Genomic DNA, 16,504 nt, shown 5'->3' on the forward strand with positions numbered 1-16,504 from the left:
CAATAGAGAAATCTTTGCTGCCCATAAAGCAAAACGTGGATTTGTTTGGGGCTAAAAACAGGTTAAAAGCTTTCTCTATTTAGAGTACAGTCTTTATCGATCGCTTTTTTCCGAAAGTCCAGTTAAGGACAAAGAACTGGTTAACTTCTTCCCAATCAGCAAAAAACAATGAATAATGGATTAAATGATTACTGTTTATACTATTCCGCTTGACGGGACTAATTACTGAAAAATGACTTGGCAACGCACTGATAACCGTCAACCTGATACTCTACGCCCTCACAGTTTCCAATTGGACTTTACGAAGACTCCTTTAGCCTCAGTTTTAACTACTAGTGGCAACACTACAGTACTATGTACCGCCAGCGTCGAAGAAGGAGTACCCCCTTTCTTAAGGGATAGTGGACAGGGATGGTTAACCGCAGAATATCGAATGTTACCTGGTGCAACCTCGCCTCGTCATCGAAGAGAATTAACCAAATTATCAGGGCGTACCCAAGAAATCCAAAGATTGATTGGTAGAAGTTTAAGGGCAGCGATCGATTTAAAATTATTAGGTGAAAGAACTATTACTATCGATGCCGATGTTTTACAAGCGGATGCAGGTACTCGTACTGCTTCTATTACAGGGGGTTATGTCGCCTTAGCCCATGCCATAGATAAATTAATCCAGAAAGGTGAGGTTGCACAATCTCCTTTAGTAGAATCAATCGCTGCAATCTCTGTAGGTTTAATTAAAGGAGAAGCTTATCTCGATCTTGATTATCCAGAAGATGTGGCTGCGGATGTGGATTTTAATGTAGTAATGAATAGTAAATTAGAGTTAATTGAGGTGCAAGGTACAGCCGAAGCTGGGAGTTTTTCTCGTCAACAAATGAACCAAATGTTGGATTTAGCAGAGAAAGGAATTACTGAATTAATAACTGCTCAAAAACAAGTTTGTAAAAAATAATTTATTGAAAATTCATGAAAAAATGAGCAAAATTTAAGTAATTTTTATTTTTCAAATTATTCTCAATACAACAATACAATTGACCTCTGGCTGAAAAAAAGAGTTGATAATTCAAATCAAGTATCTTACACAGTTTTGGTAAAAATTAAACAAAGTGATTGGGTGAAGCCTGGCAATGCGCGCACCGCGTTCACGAAGTACGACGAAGTCTAGCGGATCTCTTTGAGATCGCTAAACACGACATAAAAATCGTTTCTTCAGCAGTTTATTCTTAGGAAAAGTTACGCCATTGGTGATACTTCTTTCACCATGACCGAGGGCTTCTTAGACCAATTCTTGAGTATCAGCTAGATAGATAGAGCATCTGAAATATACTGCCAACCAGTTACAGATCTGCTTGATTTTGAGTCAGCTTTTTATAATATTTTTGCTGATTGTTAATTGTTAATGGTTAATTGGGAAATATAAAATATCAGTTTTTCTAGATTAGGTTAATTAATATTTAGTTTAATAGTAGCGTCCACAGATGAACTCAGATAAACACAAATATATTAATCAATATCAATCACTATGAAATATTGATTCTTGTTTTTTATATCTACTTAATTTTTAATAAAGAATGATAAATGAAAAAGCTTATTGGTTAGCCTGGTTGCAAATAAAAGGTATAGGTGCAATCTTATTAAAAAGAATTCACCAGCATTTTGGTAATGTATCACAAGCCTGGACAGCTAGACCTTCCGAATTAGAAAAAGTAGAAGGTTTGGGCAGTAAAATAATTACTCAAATAGTAAACCAAAAAGCAACTATTAACCCACAACAACTATTAGAAAAACATCTCCAAAATAATCCTCACTTTTGGACACCAGCAGACCAAGAATATCCACGTTTACTACTAGAAATACCCAGTCCTCCTCCTATTTTATATTATCGAGGAACAGTTGAACTAACAGAAAATTTAGGCAGCAAACCAGCGATCGCGATCGTGGGAACACGCTATCCTACTAAGTATGGTCGGGATTGGACGCGCAAAATTAGCCAAACTCTCACCAAAGAAGGTTTTACTATCGTATCAGGAATGGCTGCGGGTATAGATGCTGAGGCGCACAGTGCTTGTTTAGCAGCAAGAGGAAGAACAATTGCTGTGTTGGGTACAGGAGTAGACACAATATACCCCCATAGTAACAGTCAACTTTACCATAGTATCCAGCAACAGGGCTTAATTCTGAGTGAATATCCCGCAGGGACAAAACCAGATCGTAAGAACTTTCCCTCTCGTAATCGCATTATTGCTGGGTTATCTAGAGCAGTTTTAATCATGGAAGCACCCCAAAGATCGGGAGCATTAATAACCGCCCGTTATGCTAACGAATTCTGTCGTGATGTCTATGTTTTGCCAGGTTCTTTAAATAATCCCCAATCTATTGGCTGTTTAAACCTTTTAAATAGAGGCGCACACGTAATTTTAGGAGAGAATGAATTGTTAGAAATGTTAGAAATTATGCCCAAATTAGATATTAATCCGCAACCAGAAGCAGCTAAAAACCTCTCTCAACCAGAAAAACCACCATTGTCAGACTTAGAGCCAAAATTAGCCCAAATTATCCAGGCTATTAACGATGATAGCAGTTCTCTAGATGCGATCGCACAAAAAACTAATTTAGATACTGGTACTCTTTTAGCTTCTTTGTCTCAATTAGAATTAATGGGGTTAATTTCTCAGCTACCAGGTATGAGATATCAAGTGAATTGATCTTTCACTACAGAACCTATAGTTATTCCTGTTCCTAATAAGAAAAGACTCCAAGTTCTATTAGGTTCGGGTACGCTAGCAGTAAGACTAATCGCTGTAACATTTTCGTCGTCAGCATCTCCAATGTTATACACATAATTGAATGCTTCCCTATCTTCTGAAACATGAGCGCGTAGAAACAGTCCACTCCAGCGAGCAATAGTTTCTGTAGCTATTTCTTGGTCTAAAGTAGGACGATTAGTGTCTCTAAATTTTTGGGGGGACAACCAGATAAAAAGCCTTTAAAAATCAGGCTTACAACTTGAGAGGTTGATTTTTAAAACAAATCCTCCCTCTAGATAATAGTACTTAGTAACTACTTAAGTGAGCTATGAGGCTTAATTATTATTGATAGAACAGAATTAATTGAGCAATTAATGATAGAAAAAGTTTATAATTAGCAATTTGTAAATCTTAATTATGGACTTTTTTTCTACTCATAAATCTCATTTATAAAAATATTTAACCCAGAGTCAAATCTTAACTTTACGACTATTAATTTGGCTAATTCAAACACAAAAAGATGTGAGAATAGAAAGATTAGCTAGCTGTTTACCTATACCAATTCTCTACGAAAGTCGTCGCAAAAAGATTCAAAGACTATTAGCTTCATCTTCTTTCAGCCTATGTTTATTTTGGTTTCCCATCATTAAATCTATTGTTAAACAAGAATTTAGAAAGAGTGAACGTCTCATTTTAATACTAGATAGAACTCAATGGCAAGATAACAATATCTTTATGATAAGTGTGAGGTGGCGCAAACGAGCTTTACCAATTTATTGGCTGGTGTTAAACAAAAAAGGCAGTAGTAATCTTCGTGAACAAATTAATCTTATTAAACCAGTATTAAAATTATTTTCTCACTATGAAGTTCTGATTCTTGGAGACAGAGAATTTCATGGCATTGAATTATCTTATTGGTTAAAACAAAGTAATAAAAAATCCAAAAACCCTATTTATTTTGCTTTCAGAGAAAAAGATAATGTTTACCTAAAAAGAAGTAAAAAGAATCAAGATAGACTGAAGGATTTAAAACTAGTCCCAGGAGTCAAAGTTTTATATAAGAATGTAAAAATCACTAAACAAAAAGGTTTTGGTAAGTTCAACCTGCTAGCTTACAAAAAGAGAGATTATCGTCATCATAAAACCCCAAATAACTGGTTTATAATAACTAATTTATCCGACCCCCAAGAGGTAATTAATCTTTACAAAATGAGAGCAGGTATTGAAGCTATGTTTCGTGATTATAAGAGTGGAGGTTATAATCACGGGAGGTAGCAAAGCTAATCAAATTAGGCTAACCAACTTAATTCTGTTAATAGCGATCACGCAGTGCCAGCCGAAGGCTGATCGCTTATACTTTAGCTTCTTTAAAAGGTAAGTCTTTTAAAAATCAAGGATATCAAAAATACATTGCTCGTTTGACTGAAGCTCAACGAAAATTTAGGAGACATAGTGATTTCCGTGTAGGACTATATGGTTATAATTGGGTACTTGCTTGGGATTTTTGTTGTCACTTAGTTCAACAACTTATGTTAATTAATCCTCATAAACTCAATTATTATCAACAGGGATTAAAAGTTTTATCTGCAATTAGTTAAGGGTTCATTTTAATTTATTTGACTCCTATTTTTACTCAATTACTATCAATTGAGTTACTTTGTTTTGTTTATTTAATGCTAATGCATATATCAATTTATTCAGGAATTATCTTAACTGGATTTAACCTCAGTTTTACTTATCTGATTACCCCAAAAAATTAAGCAAATTTATCTCATAATTGTTTTTTTCTTCAAATTCATACTCCCAACTCATTGATACCTCTGACTTTTTAACCTGGTTGTCCCTCCAAAAAGTAAAATACTCTACTTCCCATTTTTGAGATTTCATTTAATACAAGCTCATTTTTAAAGTCCACAAGCGATCGTAATTATACAGCGAACAGAAAATAATCTAAAGTACTATAAACTAACTAAAATCTCTTTAGTATAATGAAGAGCTAGTACTCTTGAATTCAAATCTATTCCATCGTGGTTAAAATTGTTAGTCGCAAATCTTTAGGAAAACAAGCTGTCTTTGATATTGGAGTAGCCAAAGATCATAACTTCCTGTTAGCTAATGGAACTGTAGCATCTAACTGCTTTAATAAGTCTCACTCCACTGCTTATGCTTATGTTACTTATCAGACAGCTTATCTAAAAGCCAACTATCCTACAGAGTATATGACTGCTTTGTTAACTGCTAGTAGTGGTAATCAGGACAAGATAGAAAAGTATCGCGAAAACTGTCAAAGAATGGGGATAGAAGTACTATCTCCCGATATTAATAGATCGCAACGAGATTTTGTACCTCTTTCTGACGATCACAAAATTCTATTTGGTTTATCGGCAGTTAAAAATTTAGGTAATGCTGCTATTGATAGTATTTTGCAAGCTAGGGAATCTTCAGAGGAAAATTTTCAGTCTTTAGCAGATTTTTGTGAGCGAGTTGATTTACGAACGGTGAATAGTCGTGCGTTGGAAACTTTAATTTATTGTGGAGCTTTTGACTTTATAGAATCTAATCGCCGACAACTAATTAATGATTTAGAATTGGTTGTTCCTTGGGCGCAAAAAAGAACTAAAGAAAAAGAAGCAGGACAGATGAATCTTTTTGATTTAATGGGAGAAGAGTCACAACAAGAAATTGAGTTCCAAGAATCACCAAGTACTCCCAAAGTAGAAGATTTTCCCTTACAAGAAAGATTACGCTTGGAAAAAGAATATCTTGGGTTTTATGTTAGCGATCACCCATTAAAAGCAGCATCTCAAGCAGCCCATATTTTATCACCAATTAATTTAAACCAACTTGCAGAACAAAAATCTCGTCAAACTGTTAGTGCTGTAGTAATGTTAACTGCTGTGAGAAAAATAATTACTAAAAAAGGTACGCCAATGGCTTTTCTGCAATTGGAAGATATTACTACAGGGGATATAGAAGGCACAGTATTTCCTAGTACTTACGAAAAACTTGAACCACTATTAGAAGATAACGCTCGTTTGATTATTTGGGGGAAAGTACAAAAGCGGGATGATAAATATCAGTTAATTATTGATGATGCTGAACCCGTAGATCGGGTTAAAATGATTATGTTAGAAATCTCTCCCGAACAAATTTTAGATCCTAGTAAACATTACAACTTACAAAATATTTTAAAAGAACAAGGTGGAGAAAAAAATCAAAGAAAGATACCCGTAGTTGCAATTATTAATCAAGGTCAACAAAGACAGTTTGTACGGTTGGGACAACAATATTGGGTTCACGATGAAACCATTGCAATTAAGAGTCTCACTCGTTCTGGTTTTGCAGCTAGAACTGAACCTTTAATACCTGTTTAATCAATTATAATCAATTGTTAATTGTCAGGTAATTAATGGTGGCTACAATTCGGATTGATAGGGTTGAGTATCAAGTTCTTGTAAATATAATTCTTCTTCAGAAAAAGAAAGTTCTTGATATTGAATTTTTCCTTGAATTGATATTTTATCTTGGATAGAAGGTAGCTTTGCCGTAGTTAAAATCCAGACTTTACCTGTTTCATCTTGTAACTGATAAGCTCCATTATTTACTAAAGGAATAGTCCTAATTACTTCCCCTGCAATATAAACTTTTTTGCCATTTTCTTTATCGGCTATTTCACTAATAGAGAAAGGATTTTGGTGACTATTAAGCCATGATTCACAACCTATCAAACTAATTGGTATGGTTAATAGAACTCCCCAGGTAAAAACTTTTCTTAATATCATAAGTAATTTTGAATTTTAGAAAGTAAAGAGTTTTTTAGCTAACAATTAAGTATTTATTATTTTATCTATTTTAATTACTGGCAATCGCCACACGCCTCGCCTTGAGCGAGATCGCTTTTTGGGGATTTTCAAACAGTTCGATCGTATTATGACTCTTCTGCATCTGCGGAAATTCTTTCCCTACATCTTCAAGCAGAATATTCGTAGCAACCAGAATCCGATTCTTAGGCAATTGAATAGTAAAAAGCGATCGCTTTTTGTTCCTACTTTGCATAACTAATACCAAAGTTGAACATCTTATTGACTTCAACTCAAATAGTTAAAAAAATAATTATCGATTTCAGTGTAACTGTATTTTAACCATATAATTAAATCTGTTTTTCACCCTATTTTTTACACAAAAGTAGGGCGATCGATAACATACTTACTTGAATTTTCTAGCTAGTACTTGTTTTTAAACCTGAGTTAACACTTTGCCATTTATAGCTATTTTCTTGCTTACCCATACTATTAGGGGATTTTAAGACAGAATCTATCCATTGACAGACTAGTGATCCAGATCACAAAAGTTAAATTTAGAAAAAGCTATCTTAGTTAATGAAACTTTATAATTAGAAACAAGATATAATTTGTTGAATTCCTAACTGGGAATAATTAAGAAGGTAAACTAAATTGCAGGGTAGCAGGATGGTTAATAAATTTATTTCGAGAGTATTCAAACTTAGGGTATTAGCGATCGCCTCAATTACCTGTATCATTCCTGCGGGTTTCGCCTCTGCGAATACTTCTAGTGCAGATTACATTTTTTTAGTTGATAGCAATCAGCAAAGCTGCCAACAGATAGGGGAAGCTTACCAAGAAGTAAAAGCTTTTGAAACTGCTAATTTTTACGTTAATATCTGCCAGAAAGATCGTAACTATTACTACCTGGGAGAGGCTAAAACAGGAACTATCGATACAATATTTCTTCCTGCAAATGCTTTAGCAACAGGGGAGATGTATCGTGCTAATAATGGGAATGTTGCTTACATTGTGACTATCTTAGCCAATGAGGCAATTTTATCTATTGAAAGAAATGGCGCACAGGTGTTAGCAGAGAATTCTTTAAACAAGCAATGTAGCAACCTCGACGATATTTTGCAGATTCAAGGGGGAATTGCTAGTCAAATGTACTATCCTTTAAGTGATGTGCGAATTCTCCCCGATCGTGGATACATCGAAGTGAACCCGATAGAGACAGTTGATATCAACAGTTTTTATAACTTCAATTTTTTGGCAGAATATAATCCCGAAGCTATTTTGAATTTGCAGGTTTGCAACCCAGAATAATTGGTCATCGTTAATTGATAACTAATTACTCTCAATTCCAAATCTGTTTAATAAAACCCCCGATAAATATTTAGTTTAGAGACTTTGCTCGCAACTTTTTTAGTGGAGTATTTGTATCCTTTAGTCCACTATCCCAAAACGTTTCAAATTCGCCATCAATTCTGTCATAAATTCCACAAAAACAAGGACTTTAGCAGATAAATATCGTTTCTGAGGATATATGACTGCGATTGGCGTTCCCAATTGATGTCCATAGTCGGTTAAAATTGGTTGTAGTTCTCCACGGGCGATCGCGTTCGCCACGATATATTTAACTGCTTGAATAATACCAGACCCTTGAATGGCTTCTTCTAGAAGGGCTTCCGCATCATCGAATTGTAAATAGGAATCCCAAGTCTCCCTACTATGGCATTAATACTGTAGCTTATAACTCTTCTAAGACAGCACTAAATGCGATGACGGTTCAACTTGCCAAGCAGTTATCTGATACTACTCATTTTCTGTTTCATAAAGTGAAACTACTTATTTGCTGATAAAATGCGATTTTCTCCATAATTTAGTAAACGAGTCAGGGTTTCCAGACGATTTTCCCATACTTGAGCTTGATAGGTATTAATTGTTTTATTTTGCTCCATCCAACTAGGAAATTGACGGCGAAAAGCAGATAAACTTGACTGTGCAGCTAAAAAATTTCTGGGAGAAGGATTTTCAGCTAATTGTTGGAATGCAACAGATAAATCGTCTGCTTGTCTTCCCCAGGTTTTTAACACCTGCTCATCCATCTCTATTTGATGATTGCTAATTAGGTAATTCCATTCTTGTTTAAGACTTCGATAACGAACTTGAGTCGATCGAAAAGGTTGACGATGGGGTAAAGGCTCAGATGAGATCGTTTCCAAATTACCTTGGAGACGATTAAATATCTCTGCAAGGCTAGGACGGAAATTTTCCGCAGCAAACAGAGCATAACCTTCTGCTGACATACCTCTAAGCAATTGCATCTGATCGACAGCCACCACATCTGGGACATTTAACAAACGAATTCCAGGTAACAGTAAAGCTTTTCCTTCGCTGAAATCTTCTAATAAAGGACGAGTTAAAGTTTTAAGCTGTTCTGTATCCAAAGCATAGGTCATAGGAACTAGCATATCGATCCATTCTTCTCGTACCCATTCTTCCCAATGTTGCTGAATCTTATTGATTCTTTCTTGACGAGGTATGGGAAAGACTGCGGTAGATAAAATTAAATCTGGGCGTTTTTGCTTGAGTCTTTGAGAAACAGATGCGACAAAATTATCAATTTGTTTGAGACGAAATCCCGTCCATTGATTCCAAAGAGAGCCTCCATAGTTAATTTCAACGGGATCTACTCCTGTGAGTTTTTCAAATTCTTGTCGCGAAGCTAAACCATAACCATAGGTATATTCTCCTGTGGGGCTTTGAAATGGATAACGGATATAATCGAGGTGAATACCATCCACATCGTAGCGAGTAGCAATTTCTTCTAGTAGTAAAGTGAGATATCTTCTAACTCCTGGGTTGGCAGGATCGAGAAAAGCTTTACCTGAAGTATAATGAAAGCGATCGCCTTTTTTGTCGGTAATTGCCCAATCAGGATAGCGAGATAATACAGGGCCGAGATCGTCTTCTGGTAAGTTTAAAATGACGTTGTGACGCTGGTTAACCGCAGCAAATGTCCAGACCCAAGCGTGCAGTTCCATATTGCGCTCGTGTGCCAGCTTGACTGCTACTTCAAGGGGATCCCAGCCTCTAACTAAAGGATTTTGTTGGGGGGCTATTTTACTGGGGTGAATAGTGTAGCCAGAGTTAACAGTTTCAAAAAAAACCGCATTAATTCCCGCTTTTTCCAGACGATCGAAAAGTTTAACCAAATCTCTTTCCGATCTTGCTTTGACAATCGTACCTCGGTCTAACCAAATAGCTCTAATTTCTGAAGTAGCCACCTGACGATCTGTCGGGTAATCGTCCCATAAAGTATTACGCGCTGCCAACCACTGTCTTTTTGCTTGGGAATAGCGTCCTTGCTCGATTGATTCTAAAAATTGCTGAAATTGGGTTTTAGCTTTTTCCAGAGCTTTGTGAGCTTGAGGATAGGTACTGTCACTGACTTGCTTGGTTGCAGATTTACTGCTATTTTGGCTACCTTGACTGATTAACTGGTTGATTAACTCACTGGTGGAAGAATTGATTTGGCTTGCTCTAGCATCTGCGGTTAACAGAGTGGTTTCAAAACGACCGATTAAACCCTCTAATTCTTGGATCATGGTTTCTTTTTCTTGCAGTGCAAAACCATTGTTTCCTAGAGAATCAAAACGAGATTCGGGGGAGGGATTATTTTCTAATTCCCAACCAGGTATAAAGGGTTGGGATTCATTTTGGGGGACAATCTCAGGACGACAAGGCTTTTCTTCGGTATCTTGATTTTCAGGAGTAAATCTACCGTAGGTACTGATGCCATAGCGATTTAAAGAAGCCTGTAACCAAGCGGTATCTAAACTAGCATCGGCTACGGCATTTGACCCCCAACGCCAGCCTAAAACTGTAGAATTATCAGTGACAATTGCTGCGGGAGGATTGGATTCTACGATCCAATTAGCTGCGGTTTGACCATTGTTATCTGTGGGGATGACAGCAGCACCCATGAAGGTATTTTCTAGTAGTGTTCGACCGTTCCATTGTGAAGGAGTGTTAGCCGAGAGTTCTAAGGTGGTCGGGCTAGCTAAAGGATACGCCCAATAAGCACCAAAAAGCGATCGCAGTCGCTCGCGAATACTGGGAGGTGACAAGTTAGCAGTAGGGCCAGTGACTATGACTTTACCTCCTTTATTCATCCATTGTTCTAGAGCTACTGTTTGAGAACCATTAAAACTACCAACACTGGGCAAAAGTAAGACACTAATGCTACCCAAATCTATTTCTTGTCGCCAATTTTTGGTTTCCACAACACAATAGTTAACCCCAATTTGATTTAAACGGGTGGTAATTTCTTCCCATTGCGGAGTGTTTTCCACACTTTTAACCACTCCTAAAACTGACTCTGCTGCCATCACGGGAGATGAAAACAAACTTAGGGACGACAAGCAAAGATAGGTTAAAAGTTTTCTTGGCTTGAGAATTTGCAACACACGTATTCTCTGGAATTTTTGTCGCTTTTGGGTAGCATTTGCCAAAACTTAAGTCTCCTTAACACCTAAAAGTCCTAATAATCAGTGATTTGTTGAGAAATAAGACAAATCACAACAAACCATTATAGTCTGATTATTTTATTTATTTATTAGGTAAATTACTTAGTTATTCATGACTAACGCGACGAACATTGAGAATATCACTCATACTTTTTACCCTGTTAAGGGTATATTCAAATTGTTGGCGATCGCGAATATCGATGCTCAGAGAAATTAAGGCGGGTTTATTTTTGGTAGTTTTAACCCCTGCATTGCGGATATTGATGTTTTGATCGCTCAGACGAGTCAGAATGTCTTTTAGCACTCCAACACGATCTAGGGCTTCGATCTGGATATCTACAGGATAAGTTATTGGTCTACCTTCTTCATCGCTGCGATTCCAACTGACTGGAATTAAACGCTCGCCAGGAACATTATTCAGGTTTTGACAGCCTTGGCGATGAATAGATATACCGCGAGAGCTACGGGTAACAACCCCAATAATTGATTCTCCTGGTAAGGGTTTACAACAACCTGCTAGGTGATAAAGTAGACCTTCTACTCCTGCAATGGGATATTTACTACCGCTACTGGGTTCGGGAGCGCGATCTCGCAGAGATCCGCTTCGCGGTGCGCTGATAGCAGGAAAAGATTCATCTTCTTCTGGCTCAATTTCTTCTATCGGCTGTAATTCTTTAGTGACATCCCGTAGACGGTTGACTACTTGATTGAGGGTAACTTCTCCGTAACCTAATGCAGCTAATAAATCTTCTGCGGTTTGATAGTTACATCTTTGAGCCGTAGTCTGCATTTGTTCTGATTTAAGGAGCGCGTCAAAACCTTTTTTGCCTAATTCTTTGTCGAGTAAACTTCTGCCACGAGTAATATTTTCCTCACGATGCGATCGCTTATACCATTGACGGATACGGTTTCTAGCGGTGGGAGTCACTACAAAGTTGAGCCAATCGAGACTGGGATGGCTGTTGTTTTGAGTGATAATCTCGACAATATCACCATTTTCCAAAGCACGGTCTAAAACCGACCAGCGATCGTTTATACGCGCTCCTTTCATGTGATTTCCTACTTCGGTATGGATGCGATAGGCAAAGTCTACGGGGGTTGCACCGTGAGCTAGGACAATCACATCTCCATCAGGAGTGAACACATAGACATCATCTTCAAACAGATTATCTTTGAGGTTATCTATATATTCTTGAGCGTCTTTGAGATCTTTTTGCCACTCTAGTAATTGACGTAACCAAGTAAATTTCTCATCATCAGAATTAATTTGAGTATCGCTGACACCTGTTTCTTTATACTTCCAGTGTGCAGCAATCCCATATTCAGCGATGTGATGCATTTCCATAGTACGGATTTGCACTTCTAAAGGTCGCCCATTATGTCCTACTACTGTAGTGTGTAAAGATTGATAGCGGTTGGGTTTGGGTAAACCAATATAGTCTTTAAATCTACCAGGAATGGGTTTAAAAACATCATGGACTACAGCTAAAGAACGATAACACTCTTCTTTGGTTTCCACGATAATGCGTAATGCGGAGATATCATAAATTTCATGAAACTCTTTTTGTTGCCGTTGCATCTTTTGATAGATACCATACAGGTGCTTGGGTCTACCTTTAATTTCAATGATATTGACACCCAAATCTGATATTTGCGATCGCAATTTTTCGGTAATCTGCTTAATTCTTTCTTCGCGATCTGTCCGTCTTTCTGACAATAGAGATTCTATCTCTTGATATGCTTCATTCTCTAGGTACTGAAAACATAAATTCTCTAATTCCCACTTAAAACGACCAATACCTAACCTATTTGCTAAAGGAGCAAAGATTTCTCTAGTTTCTAAAGCAATACGTTTTTGTTTTTCTGGCTTGAGATGTTGCAGCGTCCGCATATTATGTAAACGGTCTGCCAACTTAACAATAATTACGCGAATATCTTTCGCCATTGCCAAAAACATACGACGAAAATTTTCCGCTTGGCGTTCTTTAGTACTAGAAAAATTAAACTTAGATAGCTTGGTAACTCCTTCTACTAAGAGACGAACTTCAATACCAAAGCGTTCTTCAATTTCTTCGGGAGCAACGTCAGTATCTTCCACAATATCGTGGAGAAAACCTGCTGCAATAGTAACGCTATCTCCTCCTAATTCCCGCAATAAGCTCGCTACTGCTACAGGATGAGCAATATAAGGCTCTCCCGATTTTCTATATTGACCTTCGTGGAGTTCGTAAGCAAAATTAAAGGCTCGACAAATCAAATCCTCATCGCCGTTAGATGATTCTGTCTGATGATGAAGCAAACATTGTTGCAACCAATCGGGAAGTTCTAGAGGTTGGTTAGGAGTGTCCAGAATAGTAATGGCGGTCATATTAGCAACTAGGTGATTAGAGATGATGGGGAAAGAACGATTGAAAATAAACTTATAAATAAAGTATTCCCGTTAAAAACGGTGGTTGCGATTCTGTTCCTAAAATTAATTTAATTATCTATATTTGCTATCCAAAAAATTAACTGTAGCCGTAATTTATATACTTAATTTAAGGGTCTAGGTTTAATATGAAAACGCGATTTAGATCATAGAATAATCTATATATCAAGCTTATTTATTAAAAGTTTACCTTAGATCGGGTAAATGCTGTTTTGCAAACTACAAAGTATCAAAATAATGTTGTCAATTATACACAGAAAAGCCTATCAAGACTTCTTGGATTTATTAATAAAGTTGGAAAATCACGATCAAAACTTGGCTGTAGCTACAAAAACAGCCGAAAAAGAAATAATTTGGCAAAATCTCAAGCAAGTCTTTCAGCAACATATTATTCCTCTGACAGACGAAAACCTAGATTTGGCTACTGCTAGCCGTTGGATATCTTTGCAAGCTGAGATACAGAGAGAGTTTCGCCTCTTAAATACTGATTGGTTATTTCTCATTTCATCTCGCCAACCAGCCACCAAACAAGCCAGAGAAAAGTCTGTAGTAGAGCGTTTACGTAAATTGATTGGCTATTGTCAGGTAATGTTGACTTTAAGGAGTCAGGAGGAAGATGGATGAAACGGCAATTAATTTAGTAATTAGCAAGTTAGAAGATACTTGATATTTACAGAAAAAACCCGATCGCTGTTTGCTGCTGAGCGTTAAATGTTAAATGATTAACGATCAATGTTAAAACTATGCTGTGATTTGTGTTAGATAGTCATAATAGGATTAAGAATATATCAAAAAAATTGCGATCGCTATGGCAACAGTTGATACTCAAACTACCACCACTATGGATACACCCAAAAGAGGTTTACCCGTCACTATCATTACAGGGTTTTTAGGTAGCGGTAAAACTACTCTACTCAATCATATTCTGACCAATCAGGAAGGATTAAAAACCGCAGTCTTAGTTAATGAATTTGGTGAAATTGGCATTGATAATGAGTTAATTGTCTCCGCCGACGAAAATAATAGTATGGTGGAACTCAATAATGGTTGTGTCTGCTGTACCATCAACGAAGATTTAGTTAATGCAGTACACAACATTCTCGAACGAGAAGACAAAATTGATTATTTAGTAGTAGAAACTACTGGACTTGCCGATCCCCTTCCTGTAGCATTAACCTTTTTGGGTACAGAGTTGCGGGATATGACTCGGTTAGACTCCATTGTGACAATGGTGGATTGTGCTAACTATAGTTTAGATTTATTCAACTCTGAAGCAGCACACAGTCAGATTCAATACGGCGATATTATTGTTCTCAATAAAACCGATTTAGTAGATGAAGCAGATGTGGATTCTTTAGAAATCAAAATTCGTGACGTTAAAAAAGATGCCAGAATTTTACGTACTCAAAACTCTCAGATTTCTTTACCGCTAGTTCTTAGTGTAGGTTTATTTGAATCAGATCAATATTTTGAAGAAGCTGAAGTTGAACAAGATCACGACCACAATCACGATCGTGAACATCACAATCATGACCACCACGATCATGACCATGACCACGATCATCATCACCATCACCACTCAGATCATTTAGAAAATGATGGTTTTACCTCTCTTTCTATCCAAAGTGATAAACCTTTGAATATCAGAAAATTCCAGTATTTTCTAGACAATCAATTACCAGAAAACGTTTTCCGCGCTAAAGGTATTCTTTGGTTTAATGAAAGTCCCAAACGCCATATTTTTCACTTAAGTGGCAAAAGATTTAGTATCGATGATGCAGAATGGCAAGGAGAGAAACAGAATAAATTGGTTTTAATTGGTCAAAATTTAGATCATGAAAAACTTAAAGAACAGATTGAAAATTGTTTAACTTTACCTGCTACCAGTCGTGCTAAAGGTTTTGGTGCTTAATTTATTAAATAGATAAACTAAATAACACAACTTATAAGCAAGAAAAGGGTTAAGATTTCGTTTCTTTTCCTTTTTTTTTGACGTAGTTGGATGTAATTTTATCTTCTGTTTGAAAATATATTTGAGATACTCTATCTCTCTAGCTGATGCGCGAGAATTGGTAATGGTAAATTACAAATCGATTTCTACTGTTTTACGATCTAAATCAAATGTTCCTTGATGTTGACTATCGCCAGTTTCTCTACCATCGCAATACTTAATTTTACGACTAGCTACTGTATCACAATCTTGCAATTTGCGATCGGAATCACTAGCACAATATAATCTTGGCTTCCATTGAGCATCACGCTGTTTAGTCTCTTCAGAAGAAGTAACAGTATAAATAAAGTTTCCTGTAGCTACTGTTTTTTTCGTATCTTTGTGATAGATTTCGTACTCAATATTATGTTCCCCATCAAGATTACCTAATTGAGTTAAATTGAAATCATTGGAACCTAGTCTCGCTTTTTTATAATCTCTAGTGATTTTTTCTCCTGTGACGAGATTAATTAAATTGACCTTCAGTTCGTTGCTGGGTTCGATATTATAATCAATAAAGCGTAAGTCGCCATTTTGTGCTATCCCTGACCAGTATTTCCCAGGACATTCTCCTGTATATCTGGTTAAAGTGCGATGAAATGTATTTTTTATTTCACTAAATTCGATATGTAAACCTACATCAGAAGAAGCAACAACTTTTATAGCGATCACAGTTTTCAGAGCGACTACAGCAGATAAAAATAATTTCATAGAGAGTACAATGCTTTCGAGATTTACACTTATAAATTATTCACAGTTTGTAGCAAATATAGTCATTCTAAATTCTAAATAAATAAATACAGCGGTTTGCAGGTTTATAAGGGACAGTAGCAGCAGTGGGCAAACCAGTTACGCAGATGTTGGGGATTCATTAAATCCATCGCTATTTTAATCAGGGTATCAACCCTTTTGGAAGTTCTGGGAGAGAACTGCCTCAAGAAAGCCTTTAGCTGTGACCACCAGTGTTCAATGGGATTAAACTCTGGAGAATAGGGGGAAAGCTCTAAAACTCTCGCTCCTAC

At 36.6% G+C, this 16,504-nt stretch carries 15 protein-coding genes; 7 read left to right on the plus strand and 8 right to left on the minus strand.

What is annotated here, in order from left to right; all coding sequences use genetic code 11:
* Window positions 1-232: 232 nt before the first annotated feature.
* Both rph and dprA read left to right on the plus strand, forming a co-directional pair.
* On the plus strand, window positions 233-952 hold the full coding sequence (gene rph, locus H1P_RS21180) for a ribonuclease PH (protein WP_144871081.1): 720 nt from the start codon (window positions 233-235) through the stop codon (window positions 950-952).
* Window positions 953-1,571: 619 nt separating this feature from the next.
* The gene (gene dprA, locus H1P_RS21185; RefSeq protein ID WP_144871083.1) at window positions 1,572-2,705 is read left to right on the plus strand and encodes a DNA-processing protein DprA; all 1,134 of its coding nucleotides are present in this window, start codon (window positions 1,572-1,574) and stop codon (window positions 2,703-2,705) included.
* On the opposite strand, the gene H1P_RS21190 is transcribed toward dprA, so the two are convergent.
* Window positions 2,693-2,971, minus strand: a complete 279-nt coding sequence (locus H1P_RS21190; RefSeq protein ID WP_144871085.1) for a hypothetical protein — start codon at window positions 2,969-2,971, stop codon at window positions 2,693-2,695. The two genes, dprA and H1P_RS21190, sit on opposite strands and share 13 nt — an antisense overlap.
* A 298-nt stretch (window positions 2,972-3,269) precedes the next feature.
* Between H1P_RS21190 and H1P_RS37565 the strand changes: the two genes are divergently transcribed.
* Together H1P_RS37565 and H1P_RS21200 are read left to right on the plus strand one after the other, a co-directional pair.
* The gene (locus H1P_RS37565) at window positions 3,270-4,022 is read left to right on the plus strand and encodes an IS4 family transposase (protein ID WP_222427158.1); all 753 of its coding nucleotides are present in this window, start codon (window positions 3,270-3,272) and stop codon (window positions 4,020-4,022) included.
* Between the two features lie 752 nt (window positions 4,023-4,774).
* Entirely contained in the window at window positions 4,775-6,121 is a 1,347-nt protein-coding gene (locus H1P_RS21200) for a helix-hairpin-helix domain-containing protein (protein WP_144871087.1), read from the plus strand.
* 42 nt (window positions 6,122-6,163) lie between these two features.
* Here the strand turns inward: H1P_RS21200 and H1P_RS21205 are convergent, their stop codons facing one another.
* Together H1P_RS21205 and H1P_RS21210 are read right to left on the minus strand one after the other, a co-directional pair.
* A complete protein-coding gene (locus tag H1P_RS21205; protein WP_144871089.1) occupies window positions 6,164-6,529 on the minus strand; it encodes a hypothetical protein in 366 nt (121 codons plus the stop codon).
* A 70-nt stretch (window positions 6,530-6,599) separates the two neighbouring features.
* Window positions 6,600-6,803: a hypothetical protein gene (locus tag H1P_RS21210; protein WP_144871091.1), complete on the minus strand. Its 204-nt coding sequence runs from the start codon at window positions 6,801-6,803 to the stop codon at window positions 6,600-6,602.
* 413 nt (window positions 6,804-7,216) lie between these two features.
* Between H1P_RS21210 and H1P_RS21215 the strand changes: the two genes are divergently transcribed.
* Complete coding sequence (locus H1P_RS21215; RefSeq protein ID WP_144871093.1) at window positions 7,217-7,858, plus strand: hypothetical protein; 642 nt, start codon at window positions 7,217-7,219, stop codon at window positions 7,856-7,858.
* Window positions 7,859-7,978: 120 nt separating this feature from the next.
* Here the strand turns inward: H1P_RS21215 and H1P_RS21220 are convergent, their stop codons facing one another.
* From H1P_RS21220 to H1P_RS21230, 3 genes are all read right to left on the minus strand, one after another.
* Window positions 7,979-8,200: a type 2 periplasmic-binding domain-containing protein gene (locus H1P_RS21220; protein ID WP_246141873.1), complete on the minus strand. Its 222-nt coding sequence runs from the start codon at window positions 8,198-8,200 to the stop codon at window positions 7,979-7,981.
* 176 nt (window positions 8,201-8,376) lie between these two features.
* Window positions 8,377-11,004, minus strand: a complete 2,628-nt coding sequence (locus H1P_RS21225; RefSeq protein WP_425461548.1) for a glycoside hydrolase family 10-like protein — start codon at window positions 11,002-11,004, stop codon at window positions 8,377-8,379.
* Window positions 11,005-11,170: 166 nt separating this feature from the next.
* Complete coding sequence (locus H1P_RS21230; RefSeq protein WP_144871095.1) at window positions 11,171-13,432, minus strand: RelA/SpoT family protein; 2,262 nt, start codon at window positions 13,430-13,432, stop codon at window positions 11,171-11,173.
* A gap of 297 nt (window positions 13,433-13,729) precedes the next feature.
* Here H1P_RS21230 and patD point away from each other — a divergent pair, with 297 nt between their 5' ends.
* Both patD and H1P_RS21240 read left to right on the plus strand, forming a co-directional pair.
* Window positions 13,730-14,116 carry a heterocyst frequency control protein PatD gene (patD, locus tag H1P_RS21235; protein ID WP_144871097.1) on the plus strand — a complete coding sequence of 129 codons (387 nt, stop codon included), beginning with the start codon at window positions 13,730-13,732 and terminating at the stop codon, window positions 14,114-14,116.
* A 184-nt stretch (window positions 14,117-14,300) separates the two neighbouring features.
* Window positions 14,301-15,404 (plus strand): CobW family GTP-binding protein, encoded by a 1,104-nt coding sequence (locus H1P_RS21240; protein ID WP_144871099.1) that lies wholly within the window; start codon window positions 14,301-14,303, stop codon window positions 15,402-15,404.
* A 171-nt stretch (window positions 15,405-15,575) separates the two neighbouring features.
* Here the strand turns inward: H1P_RS21240 and H1P_RS21245 are convergent, their stop codons facing one another.
* Together H1P_RS21245 and H1P_RS39930 are read right to left on the minus strand one after the other, a co-directional pair.
* The gene (locus tag H1P_RS21245) at window positions 15,576-16,193 is read right to left on the minus strand and encodes a hypothetical protein (protein WP_144871101.1); all 618 of its coding nucleotides are present in this window, start codon (window positions 16,191-16,193) and stop codon (window positions 15,576-15,578) included.
* Window positions 16,194-16,297: 104 nt separating this feature from the next.
* Window positions 16,298-16,504, minus strand: a 207-nt coding sequence (locus H1P_RS39930; protein ID WP_186375824.1) for a transposase, incomplete at its 5' end; no start/stop codon positions are given.

Origin of the sequence: Hyella patelloides LEGE 07179, assembly GCF_900659865.1 — a bacterium.
GTDB classification, from domain to species: Bacteria; Cyanobacteriota; Cyanobacteriia; order Cyanobacteriales; family Xenococcaceae; genus Hyella; species Hyella patelloides.

Excerpts from the sequence above, each read along its gene's own strand:
- rph (WP_144871081.1), top strand. The coding sequence starts at position 233 with ATGACTTGGCAACGCACTGATAACCGTCAACCTGATACTCTACGCCCT.
- dprA (WP_144871083.1), top strand. The coding sequence starts at position 1,572 with ATGATAAATGAAAAAGCTTATTGGTTAGCCTGGTTGCAAATAAAAGGT.
- H1P_RS21205 (WP_144871089.1), bottom strand. The coding sequence starts at position 6,529 with ATGATATTAAGAAAAGTTTTTACCTGGGGAGTTCTATTAACCATACCA.
- H1P_RS21210 (WP_144871091.1), bottom strand. The coding sequence starts at position 6,803 with ATGCAAAGTAGGAACAAAAAGCGATCGCTTTTTACTATTCAATTGCCT.
- H1P_RS21215 (WP_144871093.1), top strand. The coding sequence starts at position 7,217 with ATGGTTAATAAATTTATTTCGAGAGTATTCAAACTTAGGGTATTAGCG.
- H1P_RS21230 (WP_144871095.1), bottom strand. The coding sequence starts at position 13,432 with ATGACCGCCATTACTATTCTGGACACTCCTAACCAACCTCTAGAACTT.
- patD (WP_144871097.1), top strand. The coding sequence starts at position 13,730 with ATGTTGTCAATTATACACAGAAAAGCCTATCAAGACTTCTTGGATTTA.
- H1P_RS21240 (WP_144871099.1), top strand. The coding sequence starts at position 14,301 with ATGGCAACAGTTGATACTCAAACTACCACCACTATGGATACACCCAAA.
- H1P_RS21245 (WP_144871101.1), bottom strand. The coding sequence starts at position 16,193 with ATGAAATTATTTTTATCTGCTGTAGTCGCTCTGAAAACTGTGATCGCT.